We start from the raw sequence: 20981 nt of genomic DNA, 5'->3' as shown, positions 1-20981 counted from the left end.
TAAATTTATTATGAAAAAAATCATCTTTACTGAAAAAGCTCCAGCACCAATTGGACCTTACAATCAAGCCGTATTATCAGGAAATACACTTTATGCTTCTGGCCAAATTGCTATAAATCCGGCTTCTGGAGAACTTGTTACTGAGAACATCAATGATGAAACCAAACAAGTAATGGAAAACATTACAGCTATTTTAGAAGCGGCAGGTATGACTTTTGAAAACGTAGTAAAAGCAACTATATTCATTATGGATATGAATAATTTTGCTGCTATAAATGCTGTTTACGGATCTTATTTTAATGAAAAAACGGCTCCTGCACGTGAAACTGTTCAGGTAGCATGTTTGCCAAAAAATGTAAATGTAGAAATATCTATAATCGCTGTACAATAGCATTTAAAAATAATTGTGCCGTTGCTTCATTTGTTGCCAGCGGCACATTATGAACATCGCACATCCTGACAAGCATCTTAATATCGACTTCATGAGCATTGGTCACTAATGGATCTGTAAACATAAAAACGACATTAATCTTTCCCTCTGCTACTTTAGAAGCAATTTGAGCATCCCCACCCATTGAACACGGAAGCATCTTTTTTATTTTAAACCCCGATTTCTCAGCATTTTTCCCTAATATTCCTGTTGCAATAAGTTTTACTTTATCATGTCGCAGTGTAATTCCGTTTTTAATTAAAAACTGAATCATATCTGCTTTTTTATTATCATGAGCAATTATTGCAATTAAAGTTTGTTTTTTCATGATTTAACAATAATTATACTAATCAAATTTACTTTAAAAAAGCAAAACAGATTAAACATAAGATAATGAATATCAAATATTTAGAAAAACAGTAAAAAAGACTACAAAATAAGTCATTATTACTATTTTACAGGCAATAAAAAAACCGTTTCGGTAATGGAAACGGTTTCTTATATAATCGAAATGAATTAAAATCCTAAAGCTCTAATGCAACAGCATTTAATAACAATTGAGCAGAAGCTTCATTTGTTGCTAAAGGCACATTATGTACATCACACACGCGAATAAGCATATTAATGTCGACTTCATGAGCGTGGCTTGCCAACGGATCTTTGAAAAAGAAAACCATTTGCGTTTTACCTTCGGCTACACGCGCAGCAATTTGTGCATCACCTCCCATTGGTCCTGAAAGCATTCTTTTTACCTTAAAACCGGCATTTACAGCCTTGCTTCCGGTAGTTCCTGTAGCTATCAGCTTAATATTTTCTTTAAGGAGAAGTGTCTTATTTTTATTTAAAAACTGAACCATATCTGCCTTCTTACCGTCGTGAGCTATAATAGCAATTTCAATCATTTAATTTTATTTATTGATTAGCAACATGATAAGCAATTAATCCGTCAATAGGTCTTCTTAAAACATTCCCTAATTGAAGTTCATATTTATTAAATGTTTCTTGTAATTCGTCTTTTAAATAAAAAGCAATTGAACCAACAAAATGAACCGGAACTTCTTTACAATTATCAAATTGTTTGATGTAATTCTTAACAAAAGATTTCATCCCTTTGAAGATAATTTTTCTACAAAATTCAGTGTCTTTATGTTTGATCAGGAACTTTGCAAAAGTCGCCAAATACGCATTTGGATTTGGTTCTTTGTATAATTTATTTTTAATAAAATCAGGATCCAGGTTGTATTCTTTTTCAAATTCAACTGCTAATTCCTTAGGCATTTTATTAAAATAATATTTTCTGATTAATTCTTTTCCAAAAACATTACCACTACAATCATCCATGGCAATATACCCTAAAGATTGTACTTTTTGATGCAAAACTTTTCCATCAAAATAACTGCAGTTAGATCCCGTTCCTAATATACTCACAATTGCCTCTTCTCCTTTTGGAGTAGTTGCATAAACAGCAGCGTAAGTATCCTCATGAACTTCTACAATTGCATTAGAAAAATACGCCTGAAAGATTTGTGATAAAGATTGTTTCATTCTGTCTGTTCCACAACCTGCTCCGTAAAAGAACAAATGTGAAGCATTTTTTTTGTTTTGTAAAATATCAAAACGATCATTTAATCTTTCTATAATTTCAGGACCATCAAGAATTTCAGGATTTAATCCTAGAGTTTGCGTGGTAAATAATACTTTTCCATTATCATCAATTGCAATCCAATCGGCTTTAGTAGACCCACTATCAACTATTAATTTCATTTTATTCAGTTTTTGGATTAGTTGCTTTTTAATTAATTTAAAAGTGTATTTTACACATTAATTAAAGAAGTAACAAAATAAGAAAATCCCGTTACTATAAAATAACGGGATCTTGCAAAATTATATATTATTATTTTAAACCTGCAATATGCACAGACAAATCAATTAATTTACTAGAGTATCCGTACTCATTATCGTACCAAGATACCAATTTGAAGAAAGTTGAATTTAAACCAATTCCTGCACCAGCATCAATGATTGAAGTTCTTTTATCAGAAATAAAATCCTGAGAAACAACTGCATCTTCAGTATATCCTAAGATACCTTTCATTGTAGTTTCAGAAGCATTTTTCAAAACAGCCATAATTTCTTCATAAGAAGTCTCTTTAGCTACCTTTACAGTTAAATCTACTACAGAAACGTCAGCAGTAGGAACACGGAAAGACATTCCAGTTAATTTTCCATTCAAAGCAGGAATTACTTTTCCAACAGCTTTAGCAGCTCCAGTTGAAGAAGGAATGATGTTGATGCTAGCAGCACGTCCACCTCTCCAGTCTTTTCTAGAAGGACCATCAGCAGTCATTTGAGTTGAAGTTGTTGCGTGAACAGTAGTCATTAAACCTTCAACAATTTCGAAATTATCGTGAATAACTTTAGCTAAAGGAGCTAAACAGTTAGTAGTACAAGAAGCGTTAGAAACTACTAAATCAGTAGCTTTTGCTGTTTCATGGTTTACTCCCATTACAAACATTGGAGCATCTGCAGACGGAGCAGAAATAATTACTTTTTTAGCACCACCTTTAATGTGCTCATTTGCAGTTTCGATAGTTGTAAAAATACCAGTACATTCAGCAACTACATCAACATCTACTTCATTCCATTTCAAATCAGCAGGGTTTCTTTCTGCAGTGATACGGATGTTTCTTCCGTTTACATAAAGTTTTCCTTCTTTTACTTCTACAGTTCCGTTAAAACGACCGTGAACTGAATCATATTTTAATAAGTAAGCTAAGTGATCTACATCTAGCAAATCATTGATTGCTACCACTTCTACATTATCTCTATTGAAAGTTTCTCTAAAAACGATTCTTCCAATACGTCCAAATCCGTTTATTCCTAATTTTACTTTTGACATTTTACTTAATTTTTGCTTTTGTTTTTATTACACTAATTTAAAGTCTAATTTCCTCACAATAAACTTCATTCCTTTTTTAAACTTTTATATGTATGTTATGTCGACATAATGTCTGACACTCTCAACAATTCTCTATCAATTTCAGATTTACCTTTAATTGCTTGCTCTAATGGAGTCAAAGCCACTTTATCTTCACGCAAACCAACCATATAATTTGATTTACCTTCAATTAAAGATTCTACAGCTTTTACACCTAAACGGCTTGCCAAAACACGGTCAAAACAAGATGGAGATCCACCACGCTGCATGTGTCCTAAAACAGAAACTCTTACGTCGTATTCAGGCAAGTTAGCTTCAACGTAATCTTTTAATTCGAATACGTTTTTACCAATTTTATCCCCTTCGGCGATAACAACTATACTTGATGATTTTCCTGAAGCTTTACTTTTTTGAAGAGAGTCCAGCAATCTGTCTAAACCTAAATCTTCTTCAGGGATAAGAATTTCTTCGGCACCAGCACCAATTCCGGCATTTAAAGCAATATGACCGGCATCTCTACCCATAACCTCTACAAAAAACAGACGGTTATGAGAACTTGCAGTGTCTCTAATTTTATCGATACAATCTACAACAGTATTTAAGGCAGTATCATATCCTAATGTATGAGTTGTACCAAAAATATCATTATCAATTGTACCCGGGATTCCCATTATCGGGAAATCATATTCCGCATTAAAAATTAAACCTCCGGTAAAACTTCCGTCTCCTCCAATGACAACAAGAGCATCAATTCCTGCTTTCAAAAGATTCTCATGAGCTTTCTTTCTACCTTCCGGGGTTCTAAACTCAACAGAACGAGCCGATTTTAAGATCGTTCCACCTTTGTTTACTATATTATTTACGCTTCGAGGGCCCATTTCTTTGAAATCACCTTCGATCATTCCTTGATACCCTCTATAAATTCCTATGCATTCTATATTATGATAAGCACATGTTCGAACAACTGATCGTATTGCGGCATTCATTCCTGGTGAGTCTCCTCCTGAAGTTAGAACACCAACTTTTTTTATTGTTTTTGGCATTATTTAAGTATTAAAGTGTAAAATTAGCAAACATTCACCACTTTATAGGTGGTAATTGTCATAAATTAATAAAATATGTTAAATTCAAACGTTTTCGTTAATAAGTTTTTCGATAACAAAAATTTCATTTAAAATAATAAAAGGCTCTTATTTTAATTAAATGTTTAAAATTAACAATACATTAATGAAGTGTTATAAAAATCAGAGTTTTTACAAATTCTAAATTTCCTTTTGGACCTCTAAATTTAGCATAAAAAAACCATTCGCAACAACGAATGGTTTTTTATAAACATATATTTAACAAAATGATTTAAAAGTCATTATCAGGAATTAAACCTTCGTTATTGTTTTGTGGAGGTGGTTTCTTCTCTTCTTCTTTTTTCTCTGTTTTCTTTTTGTTTTTCTCAGCATCCTTTTTATTAGAGAAATTCACAAAATCTGGATTTAAATTAGAATCCTGTAAATCATTATTAGAGTTTTTTATAGCTTTTTCAAGTTTATGGTCCTTGAATATTTTATTTACCAATTCGCTAAAGGTGTCAAAATCTACTTCATACGAAATACCAACACCTTGTGTATAACCAATTCCCTGCCCTACATAATTGATATCATTCTCTTTGTTAAACAAACGCAGGTTCATAGACCCATCTTCATTTACTCTATATAAAATTTCGATATCACCCACAATTGCAGATTCGTTTACACCTCCTACCGGAACTCCTAATTTACCATTGATGGTAATCCTTTCGTTTACCTGAGATGATATATTAGCCACAAACTGTCCATCTGCCTCCTGACCCAATCTTTTATCAGCAGAAATATAATTCAAATCGATATTAACTTTATCATTATCCGATTTTATAATACCTCCTAACAAACTAGAGGCCGTCTCTGTTAATGTTCCGGATAAATCGCCCTGACTAAATCCGTCTGTACTCATAAAAGAACCTGTGGATAATAAATACAGTGCCTGTGTCTGACGAATATCCTTATCGTCTAACTTATATTGTATCTCAGATTTAAGAACATTACTAACTGAAGGAAATTGAATATCAAAATTAGGATCCGGACTTGTTAAATCTCCTCTTAACCCAATAACAACTTCTACTGGCACTTTTTTATTGAAGGAAGAAGTATTATCTAATAACACAGCAGGATTTGCCGATGTTTTATAAACTGCTTCTAAATTCAGCTGTGCCTTCATCGGGTTTCCTTCCCAAATAATAGATCCTCCTTTTTTAACTGAGAATTTTTTATCGATTAAACCTCCATATTTAAAGTTATAAGTTCCTTCGTATGCCTGGAAATCTCCCCACATATTAAACTTACCCAGTGTATTGATCTTAAACAATAACGATCCATAACCTTTTCCTTTCATACCATGTCCGGAATTTCTATCGAGGATTACTTCCACTTCGGCATCTGGTGTAATATCAAAATCAAATTCTAATTCAAGTCCGTTATAATTTCTGGTTTTCTCGACAATACCATTTGCCAGATTGTATTTCTCTTGTGGTGTTACAAAATGAATCCAGCTACTTTCTCCAACACTCTGCGCATTATTAATAGGTATTTTAACTTCGGTACCTTTCTCAGATTTCGCAGCTACTTTAATAAATAGGCTGTTGGTTGGACCTTTTATACTTGCGGTACCATTTATAAATGCAGTTCCAAAATAAGCCGCATCTTCACTATCTTTTGTATCCAGCGCCACCAATCGTTTAGAAGTTATGGTAAGATCCAGTTTCCAGTCTCCAAAATTATGATGTTCAATACTTCCGTTTAACAATCCTTTGGTTCCGTATTTGGTATCTGTTAATTGATTGTTTCTAAACAGAAACTTTTCGTCGGTCAAATCAATAACCGTTCGATCACTCAACTCATAATCAGTATTTAGGTACGGAATTGTCATTCCGGCCTTTTCTACATACAAACGACCATTTATTTCAGGTTTTTTAAGATTACCTACAACAGCAGCATTTCCGGAAACGCTTCCTCTTATATTTGATAAAACGTCGCCGCCCACAGCCCCTAAAGTTGCCAGATTAAATCCTTCGAGTTTTAAACTCAGATCCAGAAGAGTTTCTTTATTTTCGATTGCAAAAGTTCCATTAGCTTTAAATGATTCTGTAAAACCATTTTGGATCGAGGAATTTACCGTAAACTTTTTAAAGCTTTCATCACCAGCAATATCAAAATTCAGCGTTCCTAAGTCTATTTTATTCAAATTGAGATGATCGATAACAATAGATGCCGTTGGCTGATAAACACTTTTATTCTGCTTATAATTTACCTGACCATTTAGGTTACCATTAAAAACAAACTTGGAATTAAATGGCGTAATCTTATTTATATCAACATCTTCAAAATTGAGGACAATATCTTTATAGTCCTTTCCTTTTATGAATCCGTTCAAATCAATCTTTTGATTCTCGTGTGAGAGAACAATATTATCTATTGTGAAATTTTTAAAAAACTGATCAAAAACAATTTGGTTATCTTTTTCTTCATCTTCATTTAAATACCATAAATAGTCTTTAAACTTCATCTCAGATTTCTTAATACCAACGATATTATTTTTGTTTTTATCTATCGTATGAAATAAATTCAGATTATAATAATCTTCGCCTTTATCTCCACCCTTAAACTCTGAACGAACAAAAAGCGTATCTTTTGCAGTAACATTAATCAAACTAAAATCACGTACCTTATAATAAGGAGTCTTAATACTGTCTAGTTCGATATAAGCATTATAAAGTGTATTTTTATTGTCAATATTAATTCGGATATTATCAAAGGTGTTTTTTGCCGCAGTAATCTTTTGAGATTTAAATTTAAACTTAAACTCCTCAAGATCTGAATCTATTTTACCACGCATTACAGTCGACGAATCAATATTGATTTCCGGATACAACATTTCGACAACCTTATCGTAGACATGGAAATTGAAATTCAAAAACTGGCCTTTCTTAACTTTATAAGGTTTATAGTTGGTATATAAACTTCCTACCGAATTCATAACCAATTTATCTAATTGTGCAAACTGAAATTTACCTACAATTTTCCCGTTTATAACGTCTGTAGAATTAATGGTAATGGTTCGCAATCGATCTGCATCAAAATTAGAACTGATTGTTACTTCATCAAAAGCATAGGTAGATTTTGGATTTTGATAAACAGCATCCTTAATATATACATTCCCCTGAAGATTCTCAATTGAGTTTCCGGTAAGTTCAACAACTGCGTCTCCTGTAAAACTAGAAATCGAATCGCTAACGAATTTCAATTTTCGTAAATCGGCATTTTCAACATTTATATGAAAATCATATTTACTTTCTCTTTTACTCAAATCGACCAAACCATCAAATGTCAAACTCAAATTTGGATCATTTATAGAAAGTTGCCCTTTATAATAAGGTAATTTAAAATTACCGTTTACAACAATATTATTATAGGTATATTTATTATAATCTAATTTTGCGATATCACCTTTTACAATCGTATTTAGATATTTCTCTGTAAAACCAACACCATCAACATCTAAATCCAGAGTTGTTCTTCCAATATCTTTACGATTCAATAAAGCTCCAATATTAAAATTATCCAAAATAATATTTCCTGAATAAGAGGCTCTATCAATAAAGTCCATATTATTCATGTGTATATTGGCCTGACCATTTCCTAAATCAGTTATCATCTTAAACTCGGTCTCTAAATCTGTTGTTGAGACTTTTGCTTTTCCAACAATATTAAACTTCCCGATACGCTGGAGCTCCTTTGGAAGTTTTTTTCCTAAAACACCTGGCAATAAAACAACCAGATTGTCATAACTGGAAATCAGTTTATCAAACTTTCCTTCCATAGAAAACTTTTGAGTTTTGCTTCCTAAAAGGTTTCTAAAATTAATCGTTCCCGCAATTATCGAACCATTGGTATCGCTAAGTTTAAGATGTCTTAAATTAAGATTATTCAGCGTTCCTCTTATCTTGGTTCTAACTTTAAAATGTTGATTTTTCCCTAGTCCGTCATAAAAATAACGAATATCATTTGAAGCAATCGAAGCCGAATCTAGTGCCACATTAAACTTTACTTTATCTGTAAAATCTAAGAAATCTTCGATTTTATAATTCAAAATTGCTTTACCATAAATCGATGATCTTTTGGTTTTTATAGCCAGATTTTCTACTTTGATTTGTTTTTTGGTATAACTGAATTTCCCGGCAAAATTTGAAACATACAAACCACGGTGATCCAAAAAAGAAAATCTGTGAATCATTGTATTAACATCCGGACCGTATAATTTAAAATCGCTGATATAAGCGTTCAGCTTTTTAAAATCAAGAAATTTTGGTGTCGTTTTATTTTCGTCAACCACAGAAAAAGCACCTTTGTCGATGTATGCATTTTTAGCAGTTAATAAAAAATGCTTGCTTGTTTTTGGAGATTTTGGACCTTTTTCAAATTCTTTAATAAAAATGTTAAGATTGTTTTCGTGCTCGTTCTTATAGGTTTTTAAATTAAAAATTAAACCTGTTAATCGGAGATCCCCAAAAATCAAATCCCCATCAAGCAGCCTTTTCAAGGCCAAAATATCAGTTGTAACAATATCTGAATAGATCATTGTTTTTTTGTGATGATCTAAGATTAGAACTTTTTTTAACTTAACACCACCAAAAATATTTATTGCGGTCCTTTCGACACTAATATTAACATTAAAATCTTTGTTCAGAGATTCTGTAATATAATTGGCAATTTTTGTCTGAACCACAGGCAAAGACAAGATGATAGCGAGTGCTAACAAAAGTAAGATTAACCCAATTAGGGTCCTGGATACTATTTTCTGTACTTTTTTGATAGCTGCTTTTATTTTAGTTTTCTTTTAAATTTGCTTTGAACAGACAAAGAACGACTGTTTTTGATAAAAATTCTTTAATTTTGGCTTCTCCTTACAGTCAAAGAAAATTAAAAATTTGATTTGTCAAATATAATTCAAAATTTGTGCCTTTATATGCAAAATTCAGAGGTTTTTATTCTTGCCATCGAAAGTTCATGCGATGATACTGCCGCCGCGGTTTTACATAACGATAAAGTACTGTCAAATGTTGTGGCCAATCAGCTAATTCACAATCAATATGGTGGTGTCGTTCCTGAATTAGCTTCAAGAGCACATCAACAAAATATTGTTCCTGTAATTGATGCGGCACTTCGTAAAGCAAATGTACAAAAAGAACAGTTAACTGCCATTGCGTTTACACAAGGTCCGGGTTTAATGGGATCTTTGTTAGTGGGAAGTTCTTTTAGCAAATCGTTATCATTAGCCCTAAAAATTCCGCTAATTGCGGTTAATCATATGCATGCCCATATTTTGGCTCATTTTATTGACGAAGAAGGTTTTGATAAACCTGAATTTCCGTTTTTAGCCTTAACAATTAGTGGTGGTCATACTCAAATTGTGAAAGTAAATGGCTTTTTTGATATGGAAATTATCGGAGAAACCACTGATGATGCAGTTGGAGAAGCTTTTGATAAAAGTGCCAAAATCCTTGGACTTCCTTATCCTGGCGGGCCATTAATTGATAAATATGCGAAATTAGGAAATCCAAAAGCTTTTGCTTTTACAAAACCTAAAGTTCCCGGATTAGATTTTAGTTTCTCAGGTTTAAAAACCGCAATTTTATATTTTATTCAGAAAGAAAAATTAAAAAACCCAAATTTCATCGAAGAAAACCTGAATGATATTTGCGCTTCTATTCAATATACAATTATCGAAATTTTGATGGATAAACTGAAATTAGCTGTAAAAGAAACCGGAATCAAGCAAATTGCTATTGGTGGCGGAGTTTCGGCAAACTCAGGAATCAGAACCCGACTCAAAGAAAGTGAAGCCAAATACGGCTGGAAAACTTTTGTTCCAAAATTCGAATACACAACAGATAACGCCGCAATGATTGGAATTGTAGGGTATCAAAAATATTTATCAAGTCGTTTCGAAACTTCAGCTGTAGTTTCGAAAGCGCGAATTCAATTTTAAATTATGCAATTATTTTACAATCCTGATATCGACGAAACAACTGAAACCTTCTTTTTTGATAAAGAAGAAAGCCGCCATATTATAAAGGTTTTACGAAAGAAAGATTCGGATATTCTACACGTTACAAATGGTTTGGGATTATTATTTGAAACTGAAATCACGCTGGCTTCAGATAACAAATGTATTGTTGAAGTACTTTCGATAAAAAAAACTCCTCAGCCTAAATTTCGTTTGCATCTTGCGGTTGCTCCAACCAAAATGAACGATCGTTTTGAGTGGTTTTTAGAAAAAGCTACCGAAATTGGAATTCAGGAAATTACGCCAATAATCTGTGATCGTTCTGAGCGAAAGGTGATTAACTTAGAACGTTTTGAAAAGATTATTCTCTCTGCAATGAAACAATCTAATGAAACTTATTTACCAAAATTAAATGAGGCGATTTCGTTTAAAGAGTTCATTAAACAAAAAAATGAAGGTTTACAATTAATAGCACATTGCGAAGAAACTGATAAAAAATCTTTGAAAGATGTTTTAAAGCCAAATGAAAACATAACACTTTTAATTGGTCCTGAAGGAGATTTTTCTGAAAAAGAAATTGCATTGGCTTTAGAAAATAATTTTCAACCCGTTACGTTAGGAAATACCCGTTTGCGAACTGAAACTGCTGCCGTTGTAGCCTGTCATAGTGTTGTCTTTTTTAATGAAACGCCTAATTAAAAGCTAATAAAAGGTCTAGTTTTGTCATCTCGAGGAACGAGAGATCACACTCGTAACTCTACAAAGATTGACGATATACTATCCGGAGTTCCTAGTGTAATCTCTCCTCTGTCGAGATGACAAAAAAAACGTCTGCTACAATGACAAAAAAAAAATTGGTATGAAAAAAATATTTCTTTTGTTTTTATTGGTTTCCGCCTCAGTATTTTCGCAGGAAATTGCTTTACTAAAATACAGCGGCGGCGGTGATTGGTACGCAAACCCAACATCTTTACCTAATTTGATTAAATTCTGTAATGCCAATATTAATACCCGAATAAAAACAAAACCGTCTACAGTTGAACCAAGTAATCCAGATTTACTTTCATATCCTTTTGTGCACATGACCGGACACGGAAATGTAGTTTTTAGCGATTCTGATATAAGTAATCTTAGAAATTACTTATATAGTGGCGGGTTTCTTCATATTGATGACAATTATGGAATGGATCAATATATTCGAAAAGAAATAAAAAAAATATTCCCAAATAATAATCTGGTAGAACTTCCGGCAAATCATCCAATTTTCCAGAAACCCTTTCCTTTTCCAAACGGATTACCAAAAATTCATGAACATGACGGAACGCGGGCGCAGGCTTTTGGAATTTTTGTAGAAAATAAACTTGTATTACTATATACTTATGAATGTGATTTAGGTGACGGATGGGAAGATGCTGAAGTTCATAATGATCCTCTGGCCGTTAGAGAAAAAGCCTTGAAAATGGGCGCTAACATTATCAATTATATTTTTACCAATTAAACTTTAGAAAGTGCAGCTTACTCACCAAGAAAATCAATTTGAACGAAAAACATTTCCGATAACATTAGTTTGTGATCATATTTATTTTCAACAGAATATTGGTTCTCTTTTTAGAATTAGTGAAGCTTTTGGGGTAGAGAATATCATCTTTTTAGGAAAAGACATTCCGCTGACACCTCGTAAAATAAACAAAACTTCAAGAAGCACACATCTTCATGTGCCTCATACAGTAATCGAAGAAACGAGCGAGCTTGTTGATTACTTACTTCAAAATAACTTTGAGATTATTGCTTTGGAAATTGCAAGCAATAGTAAACCGCTAAAAGAAGTTGTTATTCCTGACAATCAAAAAATTGCACTTTTAATAGGAAGTGAAATTGATGGAATTTCGGATGAACTTTTAAAAATTTCGAACCAAATTGTGCACATAAATATGTTCGGAAAAAACTCAAGTATGAATGTTGTACAAGCTGCAAGTATAGCATTGTACGAGATTACTGCTTTCTGAGTTTTTGTTAAAATATTACAAAACAATTAACTAAAAATCTGAACCGATTCTGGATAGTATTTAACAGGAATATTCAAAACCCTCGACTAAAGGCAAATAACATCGTTAAAGTGCGTTTAAAAACAATAAGTAAGAAAAAACATCTTAAAAATAACTTTAACTTTTTTGTAGGAACTAGATTATACAAGGGTTTGCAAAATTTCCTAAAAATAATTTAGTAAAAAAATTTTGGTACAATATCTTTTTGTTATAAAATTGTCACATAATTAACCAAATTTAATTTTTTATAACAAAAATCCAAATTATTATGAAAAAAGTTCTTATTACCGCATTCACAGCGTTAGTGCTGTTTTCTTGTCAAAATGACCAATCTGAAGCAGCTGGCTCAGAAGCAAGCGCTACAGCTCGACGTGGATGCGCCACACAAGAAGTATTAGAGGCACAATTAAAAGCTGATCCGATGTTAGCGATCAGAATGAATGAAATTGAAGCATTTACAGAAAAAAAGATGTTAACTAGTAGACTTGTAAATGGCAAAGTCGAAATTCCGGTTGTAGTAAATGTATTGTACAGAACTGCTACTGAAAACATTTCTGATGCTCAAATTCAATCTCAGATTGATGTCCTTAATAAAGATTTTAATGCATTAAATTCAGATTTCAACAGCGTACCTGCTCTTTTTTCTGGCGTTAAAGCGAATGTTGGAATTACATTTGTTTTAGACCAAATCATCAGAAAATCGACTACAAAAACTTCATGGGGAACAGCTGATGCCATGAAAAAAACATCAAAAGGTGGTTTGGCTCCAACTTCGCCAACTACAAAACTAAACCTATGGGCTTGTACTATTGGTGGTGGAATTTTAGGATATGCACAATTTCCTGGAGGTGCTTCTGCAACTGACGGAGTTGTAATCGATTCTAAATATTTTGGTTTATCTGGTGCTGGTGCTGCTCCTTACAATTTAGGAAGAACTGCTACACACGAAGTAGGTCACTGGATGAATTTACGTCACATCTGGGGAGATGCAACTTGCGGAAGCGATTTAGTATCTGATACTCCGACTCACAATGCTGAAAACTATGGTGTACCTGCTTACCCTCATTACAGTACTTGTGCAGGAACTCCTGTAGAAATGACAATGAATTACATGGATTATGTTGACGATAATGCAATGTACATGTTCTCAAACGGTCAAAAAAGCAGAATGGCTGCAATTTTCCTTTCAGGAGGACCAAGAGCTGCTTTTGGAATCTAAAAAAGAAAAGCAAAATAGCAAACTTAAAAGCGAGATGTATTCATCTCGCTTTTTTTTGTTTCCATGAAAATTTTAAAAGCTTTTTCCTATATTTATAATCTAAAATCGAAATATGATAACATCTAAAATTATTTCTAACGGAATCTTAAGAGCTCTTGCAACAATCTTAGTTATTGCCGCCATTTTGTATTTTTTATATGAGATACAAACCGTAATTGTTTACTTATGCATTTCTTTGATACTATGTTTGATAGCTAATCCGTTAGTTCAATTTTTAAAAAATAGATTAAAATTTGGCAATTCTCTCGCTGCAACTACTGCCCTGATTATTTTTATACTGGCAATGGTTGGTTTTATTTTATTATTTGTTCCGTTAATCATTTCTCAAGCCAACAATTTATCCTTATTAGATACAGATAATTTACAGAAGCAATTTATTGAAAGTGAAAGAAGTATAGAAACTTATTTCAATATCCAGCATGTAGATTTTAATAAAGTTTTAAAAAATCCAAAGGTGACTTCTCTGCTGGATTTTAGTTATTTTACCTCTTTTTTAAACTCTATCCTAGGTTTTATGGCCAATATGGGTATGGGATTGGTATCTGTTTTTTTTATTACTTTTTTCTTTATTAAAGATCAGGATGCTTTTAAAGTAAGTGCACGAAAAATTCTTCCTGATACCAACGAAGACAAAATTTTAAACTCGATTACTAAAATAAACCACTTTTTAACGCGCTATTTCATTGGCTTATTACTTCAATTAACGGTTGTGTTTATTCTCTATTTTATTGTTTTAATGATTTTTGGAAATAAAAACGCCTTCGTTATTGCTTTTTTATGTGCCATTCTAAACATCATTCCATATATAGGACCTATTATTGGAACCATATTAGCTGGACTCTTAACAATGATTAGTTTAATTGGCAGCGATTTCAGATCAGAAATTCTTCCTACTACTATATATGTAATCATTGGATTTTTACTGGTTCAGGCTATTGATAATAACATCAGTCAGCCAATAATTTCGTCAAAAAGTGTAAATTCGCACCCGTTAGAAATATTCTTGGTTACTTTAATCAGCGGAATTACTTTTGGGATTGTCGGAATGATTATCGCAATTCCTGTATTTACAATGGTGAAAGTAATTTTGAAAGAATTTTTTCCTGACAACAAAATTGTCTCCGTATTAACCGAAAGAATTTAAACATTGAACACTTCTATTTTAAGCCAGAATATTCAGGATTTTATAACTCAAAATAGTGGTGCATCGATTACAAAATTAGCACTTCAGAAAAATCCATTTCCTGAAGTAGACTGGATTTTAATTTTAAATCAAATTGAAGCCAAATCAAAAGCAAAAGACAAATTACCAACTTGGTTTGTTGCTGATACTATTATTTATCCGAGTAAAATTTCTGTTGAACAAACCTCTTCTGAAAAAACGGCTGCTTATAAAGCTTCTTTAATTTCGGGTAAAACTTTAATTGATCTTACCGGAGGTTTTGGTGTTGACGATTATTACTTTTCTAAAAAATTCAAAACTATTGCGCACTGCGAAATAAACGAAGATTTATCGGCAATTGTAAAACATAATTTTGAACAGCTTAAAGTTGAAAATTGTGTTTGTTATGCCGATGATTCAGCTAATATTTTAAAAGAATCAAACCAAAAATGGGATTGGATTTATATTGATCCTTCCCGCCGGAATGATGCAAAAGGCAAAGTCTTTATGCTGAAAGATTGCTTGCCAAATGTGCCGGAATCTTTAGATTTTTATTTCGAAAAAACAGATTCTATTTTAATAAAAACGGCTCCTTTACTGGATATTTCTGCTGGTTTATCAGAATTAAAATTCGTTAAAAACATCCATATTATTGCTCTTGAAAATGAAGTAAAAGAATTGCTTTTTGAAATTCACAATCATTATTCGGGCGAGATTACAATCAAGACTGCCAATATTTTAAAAGAGAAAACGGAAACTTTTGAATTTCTTTTGGGCAATTCTGTTTTTCCGTTTTATCATCTTCCTCAAAAATATCTTTACGAACCTAATTCAGCCATTATGAAATCTGGTGGTTTTGATCAAGTAAGTGCTATTTTCGAAATCAATAAATTGCATAAACATTCTCATTTATACACCTCAGATGCGTTAATTGATTTTCCGGGAAGAACTTTTGAAATTGAAAAAGTCATTCCGTACAGCAAAAATGAGATGAAAAATGAGCTCGCAAATCAGCAGGCAAACCTTACCACAAGAAACTTTCCGGACACGGTAGAAAACATTCGAAAAAAATGGAAAATAAAAAATGGCGGAAATTTGTATTGTTTTTTTACAACAGATAAAAATGATAACAAAATAGTTTTAATTTGCAGAAAAATAACTTAAAAATGAAACAACTAATTACACTAACTTTTTTTCTATTAACCCTTACTGCATTTGCCCAAAAACCATGTGAATACAGTACCAATGTAACCGACTCAATTGGTACTTATAAAATAACTAACGAATACTTAATTAGCGAGAAAAACTTTGCAGGTAAAATTAGTTATGTTTTCTTTTCATTGGCTCAAACAGATGGTTTACCAACCTTAAACCTGCAATTGATTCAAAAAAGCAAAGACTTTATAAAAGCAAATTGCTTTGACAAAAACTCAAAAGTATTTTTACAATTAGAAAACGGTAAAATCGTGACTTTACTTCACATTGACCAGGAAAATTGCGGAACTCTGGTTCGCGATGACAAAGGTTTTGATAACCGTATTCAAACTGGAATTTTTATGTTTATGAAAGATAATTTTGAAGAACTAAAAAAGTCTCCAGTTTCTATTATGAGAATAAAATACTTAACAGATGTTGAAGATTATATTGTAAAAAGCGAATTAACATCTGAATTAAATGGAAAAGTTTTCCACCCCAATACTTATTTTATGGACAACATCAGATGTGTTGAATAATTAATTGCAATCCCACTTTTGATTGGAAACTTTATCATTTAAACCTGTTTTTAAATTATAATGCCACCACTCAGAATCAAATGAGTTAAAACCACTTTGTATCATTATACTTTTGAGATACTTTCTGTTTGCTCGTACTGATACAGGGAATTTTTTATAATTATGACTTGCCTGAATCCCGAAAAAATCAAAAGGAGTTCCCATTTCGATTTCTTCTCCTTTATCATTGACTAAAGTAATATCTACGGCTCCTCCTCTATTGTGGATGGAGCCTTTTTTTGGATCGGCTACATACTCAGGGTTTGAAACAATCTCCCACATTTTTTTCTGAATAGACAAAGGTCTATAACAGTCGAATAGTTTTATTTTACATCCTTGTTTCATAAATTCTTTATTGGCCGTAATTAACGCTTTTACCGTTTTATAACGCAACATACATTCGGCACAATCATAAACCTTGGCTTTCAAAAAATTATCTTCAGTTGCGTACTTCATGTCATAAATAAAATCCTGACTGTAATCTTTCAAATTTACAAAAGTGGTATCAGCAATTTCTTGTTTTATTTCAGTTGTGTGAACTTCGTTTTGTGCATTTACAGAAGCAACAGAGAGAAAAAATCCAAGAAATAATAATAATAATAATGACGCAGAATATGTACCTAGGTTGATTTTCATTGCAAAGTTTTATTGTGTGGAGTAAATATAAACAAAACCATTTTAAGGAATGTTATTGATTCTCTAAATCTCTCCTCTCATCATGATATTTTCTTGTATTCCTTTATTTTTCAACATCCTAAAATGGGAACGTACTGCGTAATATAAGGATAATAGGTATGCCCTACTCCCGGAAAAAGATGATGAGCAATATGATGAGTAAAACCTCCATATAAAAAATTAGCCAGTTTACGCTCTGTACTAAAATCCTTAGTCACAATCATTTGATGCATAGCCCCGGTGGCAGAAAGATTTCCGTCTTGATCCGTTGCGGGAAAATGTGCATCTTCATCCACATGAGTCGATACAAGGGCTACAACTCCTACCATGCTTTTACATAAGTACATAGCGATTTTTTATTAATCACCCGCTCCCAATTCAAAACAAGCATTCGGTTCTGGTCTAAATCAGTTAAGTCCCACCTCCGAATTTAAATCATAATTGATTTTCATTTAAATTACTTCATAGGGCCACAATGAATGAAAATCAAAAAAATTTCATTTATAACTATTTCGTAAATTAGGTGCTCATTTTAAATTGAAAGTGAGGATCAATATGCTAAAAAAATTATTTTATCTTGATAACTACTTTTCCTTTTGCCCGGCCGCTTTCTATATACGATATGGCTTCGTTTGTTTTTTCAAAAGGGAAAACCTTATCCAGAACCGGCTTAATTGTTCCTGACTCAATGAGTGTTGTAATTTTACTTAGCTGCTCACCATCAGCTTTCATAAATAAAAACGAATAATCAATATTATTACTTTTTGCTTTTTTTCGAATGCCTGAACTTATTAGAGAAAGAATTATTTTTACAAACCATGGCGCTTTAATTTCTTTAGCAAAATCTGGTGTTGGCGGTCCAGAAATAGAAATAAGTTTACCTCCGGGTTTTAATATACGTAATGATTTTTCGAGCGTTTTTTTATCCCGGCTATTTAGCACCACATCATAATTACTCAACAGATTTTCAAAATCACTATTCTTATAATCAATAATAAGATCGGCCCCAAGTTCATGAAGTAAATCAAAACTTTTGGCACTTGCGGTAGTGGCAACTCTAGCACCTAAATATTTAGCTAGCTGAATTGCAATAGTCCCTACTCCTCCTGAACCCGCCTGAATAAATACTTTTTGTTCTTTTTTGATTTTTCCAATTTCCACTAAAGCCTGCCATGCTGTTAAAGCCACTAGCGGAATAGATGCTGCTTCCTCCATAGAAAGATTCTTAGGTTTATGTGCAACATCTTTTTCATTTATAGCAATAAATTGGGCAAATGTTCCTATCCTATGATCTGCTGGTCTGGCATAAATTTCATCGCCAACTTTAAACTTTTTTACATTTTTCCCGATCTTTGTAATTACTCCTGCTACATCATGCCCCAGAACTAATGGAAGCTTATAAGGCAAAATGAGTTTAAATTCACCCGCCTTTATTTTGGAATCTAAAAGATTCACTCCTGCAGCATAAACTTCAACCAGAACATCATTGTCTTTTAATTCCGGTAATGGTATTTCAGTAAATTGCAAACTCCCTTTCTTACTGTATTTATTAATTATAAATGCTTTCATTATTACTATTTTAGAATTCCATTAATACTTTAAGCTTGCATATATCTTTTTAGGATTTACCAAATTGAAAGCCAGTTTTGGGAAAAACCTGCTAACGATATATAATAGTTTTGTGTCTCCTACCCGAATCGTAAATTGATCTTTTTTAACTCCGGAAATAAGTGCTTTTACCAGTTGTTCGGGAGTTATTTTCTTATCATTTCTTTTAGCAGTCATCTCTGTTGCTACAACCGGAGGAAGTAGCTCAAACACTTTTACGCCACTATTTAATATCTCAAGATTCTTTCTAAGTATTCGGGTATAAAAGCTCAAAGCAGTTTTCGTTGCTGCGTAAGTTGGTTCTTCTAAAGCCGGCACTAAACTTAAAATAGATGTTGTATTTATTATAGCACTTTCCTTCCTTGATTTCAGCATGTCTATAAAAAGGGTATTCAATCTAATAACGCCAAAATAATTCACGTTCATTTCATAGATCGCATTCCTTAAAATTTGCTCATTTGCAATTCCCAAATTAAGTGCCGGGCTTCCAACTCCAGCATTATTGTATAAAATATCGATTCCGCCCAAAGCAACAACCTTCTCAAAAAGCACTTTTGAATCTTCGGGATTTTCAACATCACTTTGAATAATAGTAACCAAGGGAAGTATTCTTTTTGCAGCATCTAATTTTGTTTGATTTCTACCTGTGATAATAACATTTGCCCCCTCGCCCAAAAACTGTTTTGCCGATTCTAAACCAATACCAGAAGCGCCTCCAGTAATTAATATTGTTTTACCTTTTATATTCATTATTTTTTTATTAAAATTTCTAGTTTTAATTTCTTTGACTATTTGGCAAAAGTGCCAATCTTCCAGATTTTTTTTTAGACTTTTTAGTCTATTTTATTCCCAAAAAAAATTAGATAGAATATTGTTCTAACTCATTTTTTAAGCTTTTAACAAGTCCCTGCATTGGCTTTGCAGTATCCATCACTCTACACATTACTATTCCACCTTCGACCGAAGCCACCAATTTAAAGGCAAAAACTGCAGGATCAAGAGTATTAGAAAACTCGCCATTATTAATTCCTTCCTGAAGTAAAGCAATCAATTCTTGTTGACCACTTTTAAACACTTTGGCAACTTTTTCCTTTATAAAAGGATAATTATCATCGGCTTCCACAGCTGTATTAAATATCGGGCATCCTCCAGAAATATAAGTTTCTATAGGATTTTTATAAAAATCTAAAAAGGCAAATATCTTATCTTTTATCGTTTTTCCGTTGTAAACTGCAGCTCTAATTTTATCAGAAACCATTTTAAGAGCCAACTCAACCACTTGTTCAGACAAATCTTCTTTATTTTCAAAATGGCCATAAAGACATCCTTTCGTAAGTTTTGTAGCTTCGAGAACATCATCAATATTTACTCCTGAAATACCTTTTTCATTATAAAGAGGTACCGCTGTTTCTAATATGAATTGTTTAGTTCTTTCAGCCTTTGTAAGCATCGTAAAATTAATTTAGAGTACAAATATACTAAAAAGTATATTTTAAAACATATAAAAAGAAAAATATTTTTACGTTTGCATTCTTCACATATTCAAAAGCAATAAAACTATCTATTAATTCTTCTATAGAACAACAAAAAATTCCAATATGAATAAGAAGCAAATACTCTTTAAAACTTTAAATAAAACATTTGTAAAAATGCAATTAATAGCCTTTCTCTCCGGATCGCGCTGTCCGCTAAATCTTTTGTGATAGAGGTTTCAGTATTTCGAGAAGTTTTGAGTATCACAAAAGGACATCGCTTCCATCCCTAACGCGCTTTAGAATAAAAAGAAACGATATAATTATAAAGAAATTCCAATTTTTGAATTCCAAATTCCAACACCAAAAAAACAGACATCACTAGAATACATTGCCAACGGTTTCAATCATTGAAGCATAATACATTATCATAACCCTGCTCCCTAGCATGCTTTGCGGTTAAACCCCCAAAAATTTATAAAACAAAAAACCCTGTTTCTATAGAAAC

At 32.4% G+C, this 20981-nt stretch carries 20 protein-coding genes; 9 read left to right on the top strand and 11 right to left on the bottom strand.

Annotated elements, in window-relative coordinates:
• The first annotated feature begins 10 nt into the window (after positions 1-10).
• Positions 11-391 carry a RidA family protein gene (locus LPB88_RS02385; protein ID WP_230712199.1) on the top strand — a complete coding sequence of 127 codons (381 nt, stop codon included), beginning with the start codon at positions 11-13 and terminating at the stop codon, positions 389-391.
• Here the strand turns inward: LPB88_RS02385 and LPB88_RS02380 are convergent.
• The 6 genes from LPB88_RS02380 to LPB88_RS02355 all read right to left on the bottom strand — a co-directional run bounded on the left by LPB88_RS02380 (position 372) and on the right by LPB88_RS02355 (position 9212).
• The gene (locus LPB88_RS02380) at positions 372-758 is read right to left on the bottom strand and encodes a methylglyoxal synthase (protein ID WP_230712198.1); all 387 of its coding nucleotides are present in this window, start codon (positions 756-758) and stop codon (positions 372-374) included. The genes LPB88_RS02385 and LPB88_RS02380 overlap by 20 nt on opposite strands.
• Before the next feature lie 196 nt (positions 759-954).
• A complete protein-coding gene (locus LPB88_RS02375) occupies positions 955-1329 on the bottom strand; it encodes a methylglyoxal synthase (protein ID WP_110837612.1) in 375 nt (124 codons plus the stop codon).
• 13 nt (positions 1330-1342) lie between these two features.
• Positions 1343-2194, bottom strand: coding sequence for an N-acetylglucosamine kinase (locus LPB88_RS02370; RefSeq protein WP_230712197.1), 852 nt, complete (start codon positions 2192-2194; stop codon positions 1343-1345).
• A 130-nt stretch (positions 2195-2324) separates the two neighbouring features.
• The gene (gap, locus tag LPB88_RS02365) at positions 2325-3329 is read right to left on the bottom strand and encodes a type I glyceraldehyde-3-phosphate dehydrogenase (protein ID WP_089353943.1); all 1005 of its coding nucleotides are present in this window, start codon (positions 3327-3329) and stop codon (positions 2325-2327) included.
• A gap of 95 nt (positions 3330-3424) precedes the next feature.
• Entirely contained in the window at positions 3425-4411 is a 987-nt protein-coding gene (gene pfkA / locus LPB88_RS02360) for a 6-phosphofructokinase (protein WP_230712196.1), read from the bottom strand.
• Between the two features lie 310 nt (positions 4412-4721).
• Positions 4722-9212 carry a translocation/assembly module TamB domain-containing protein gene (locus LPB88_RS02355; protein ID WP_230712195.1) on the bottom strand — a complete coding sequence of 1497 codons (4491 nt, stop codon included), beginning with the start codon at positions 9210-9212 and terminating at the stop codon, positions 4722-4724.
• Between the two features lie 207 nt (positions 9213-9419).
• Here LPB88_RS02355 and tsaD point away from each other — a divergent pair, with 207 nt between their 5' ends.
• The 8 genes from tsaD (at position 9420) to LPB88_RS02315 (ending at position 16679) form a co-directional block, all read left to right on the top strand.
• The gene (gene tsaD / locus LPB88_RS02350) at positions 9420-10442 is read left to right on the top strand and encodes a tRNA (adenosine(37)-N6)-threonylcarbamoyltransferase complex transferase subunit TsaD (RefSeq protein ID WP_230712194.1); all 1023 of its coding nucleotides are present in this window, start codon (positions 9420-9422) and stop codon (positions 10440-10442) included.
• Between the two features lie 3 nt (positions 10443-10445).
• Positions 10446-11159 carry a 16S rRNA (uracil(1498)-N(3))-methyltransferase gene (locus LPB88_RS02345; protein ID WP_230712193.1) on the top strand — a complete coding sequence of 238 codons (714 nt, stop codon included), beginning with the start codon at positions 10446-10448 and terminating at the stop codon, positions 11157-11159.
• Between the two features lie 160 nt (positions 11160-11319).
• Complete coding sequence (locus LPB88_RS02340; RefSeq protein WP_230712192.1) at positions 11320-11958, top strand: DUF4159 domain-containing protein; 639 nt, start codon at positions 11320-11322, stop codon at positions 11956-11958.
• Positions 11959-11968: 10 nt separating this feature from the next.
• Positions 11969-12466 (top strand): TrmH family RNA methyltransferase, encoded by a 498-nt coding sequence (locus LPB88_RS02335; RefSeq protein ID WP_230712191.1) that lies wholly within the window; start codon positions 11969-11971, stop codon positions 12464-12466.
• A gap of 307 nt (positions 12467-12773) precedes the next feature.
• A complete protein-coding gene (locus tag LPB88_RS02330; protein WP_230712190.1) occupies positions 12774-13724 on the top strand; it encodes a zinc metalloprotease in 951 nt (316 codons plus the stop codon).
• A 112-nt stretch (positions 13725-13836) separates the two neighbouring features.
• Positions 13837-14928, top strand: a complete 1092-nt coding sequence (locus LPB88_RS02325; protein ID WP_230712189.1) for an AI-2E family transporter — start codon at positions 13837-13839, stop codon at positions 14926-14928.
• 3 nt (positions 14929-14931) lie between these two features.
• Entirely contained in the window at positions 14932-16110 is a 1179-nt protein-coding gene (locus LPB88_RS02320; protein WP_230712188.1) for a class I SAM-dependent methyltransferase, read from the top strand.
• A gap of 2 nt (positions 16111-16112) precedes the next feature.
• Positions 16113-16679 carry a hypothetical protein gene (locus LPB88_RS02315; RefSeq protein WP_230712187.1) on the top strand — a complete coding sequence of 189 codons (567 nt, stop codon included), beginning with the start codon at positions 16113-16115 and terminating at the stop codon, positions 16677-16679.
• On the opposite strand, the gene LPB88_RS02310 is transcribed toward LPB88_RS02315, so the two are convergent.
• The 5 genes from LPB88_RS02310 to LPB88_RS02290 form a co-directional block, all read right to left on the bottom strand.
• On the bottom strand, positions 16680-17354 hold the full coding sequence (locus LPB88_RS02310; RefSeq protein WP_230712186.1) for a M15 family metallopeptidase: 675 nt from the start codon (positions 17352-17354) through the stop codon (positions 16680-16682).
• 110 nt (positions 17355-17464) lie between these two features.
• Positions 17465-17740: a fatty acid desaturase gene (locus LPB88_RS02305; protein WP_230712185.1), complete on the bottom strand. Its 276-nt coding sequence runs from the start codon at positions 17738-17740 to the stop codon at positions 17465-17467.
• Between the two features lie 220 nt (positions 17741-17960).
• Complete coding sequence (locus LPB88_RS02300) at positions 17961-18962, bottom strand: NADP-dependent oxidoreductase (RefSeq protein WP_230712184.1); 1002 nt, start codon at positions 18960-18962, stop codon at positions 17961-17963.
• 21 nt (positions 18963-18983) lie between these two features.
• Complete coding sequence (locus tag LPB88_RS02295; RefSeq protein ID WP_230712183.1) at positions 18984-19751, bottom strand: SDR family oxidoreductase; 768 nt, start codon at positions 19749-19751, stop codon at positions 18984-18986.
• A 109-nt stretch (positions 19752-19860) separates the two neighbouring features.
• Positions 19861-20451: a TetR/AcrR family transcriptional regulator gene (locus LPB88_RS02290; protein WP_230712182.1), complete on the bottom strand. Its 591-nt coding sequence runs from the start codon at positions 20449-20451 to the stop codon at positions 19861-19863.
• Between the last annotated feature and the right edge of the window lie 530 nt (positions 20452-20981).

This window comes from Flavobacterium sp. JAS, assembly GCF_020991455.1.
Classification (GTDB): Bacteria; Bacteroidota; Bacteroidia; order Flavobacteriales; family Flavobacteriaceae; genus Flavobacterium.
This window is presented reverse-complemented; position numbering and strand designations above follow the sequence as displayed.

Coding starts and splice junctions, on each gene's coding strand:
- LPB88_RS02385 (WP_230712199.1), top strand. CDS start 11: ATGAAAAAAATCATCTTTACTGAAAAAGCTCCAGCACCAATTGGACCT.
- LPB88_RS02380 (WP_230712198.1), bottom strand. CDS start 758: ATGAAAAAACAAACTTTAATTGCAATAATTGCTCATGATAATAAAAAA.
- LPB88_RS02370 (WP_230712197.1), bottom strand. CDS start 2,194: ATGAAATTAATAGTTGATAGTGGGTCTACTAAAGCCGATTGGATTGCA.
- gap (WP_089353943.1), bottom strand. CDS start 3,329: ATGTCAAAAGTAAAATTAGGAATAAACGGATTTGGACGTATTGGAAGA.
- pfkA (WP_230712196.1), bottom strand. CDS start 4,411: ATGCCAAAAACAATAAAAAAAGTTGGTGTTCTAACTTCAGGAGGAGAC.
- tsaD (WP_230712194.1), top strand. CDS start 9,420: ATGCAAAATTCAGAGGTTTTTATTCTTGCCATCGAAAGTTCATGCGAT.
- LPB88_RS02345 (WP_230712193.1), top strand. CDS start 10,446: ATGCAATTATTTTACAATCCTGATATCGACGAAACAACTGAAACCTTC.
- LPB88_RS02340 (WP_230712192.1), top strand. CDS start 11,320: ATGAAAAAAATATTTCTTTTGTTTTTATTGGTTTCCGCCTCAGTATTT.
- LPB88_RS02330 (WP_230712190.1), top strand. CDS start 12,774: ATGAAAAAAGTTCTTATTACCGCATTCACAGCGTTAGTGCTGTTTTCT.
- LPB88_RS02325 (WP_230712189.1), top strand. CDS start 13,837: ATGATAACATCTAAAATTATTTCTAACGGAATCTTAAGAGCTCTTGCA.
- LPB88_RS02315 (WP_230712187.1), top strand. CDS start 16,113: ATGAAACAACTAATTACACTAACTTTTTTTCTATTAACCCTTACTGCA.
- LPB88_RS02310 (WP_230712186.1), bottom strand. CDS start 17,354: ATGAAAATCAACCTAGGTACATATTCTGCGTCATTATTATTATTATTA.
- LPB88_RS02305 (WP_230712185.1), bottom strand. CDS start 17,740: ATGTACTTATGTAAAAGCATGGTAGGAGTTGTAGCCCTTGTATCGACT.
- LPB88_RS02300 (WP_230712184.1), bottom strand. CDS start 18,962: ATGAAAGCATTTATAATTAATAAATACAGTAAGAAAGGGAGTTTGCAA.
- LPB88_RS02295 (WP_230712183.1), bottom strand. CDS start 19,751: ATGAATATAAAAGGTAAAACAATATTAATTACTGGAGGCGCTTCTGGT.
- LPB88_RS02290 (WP_230712182.1), bottom strand. CDS start 20,451: ATGCTTACAAAGGCTGAAAGAACTAAACAATTCATATTAGAAACAGCG.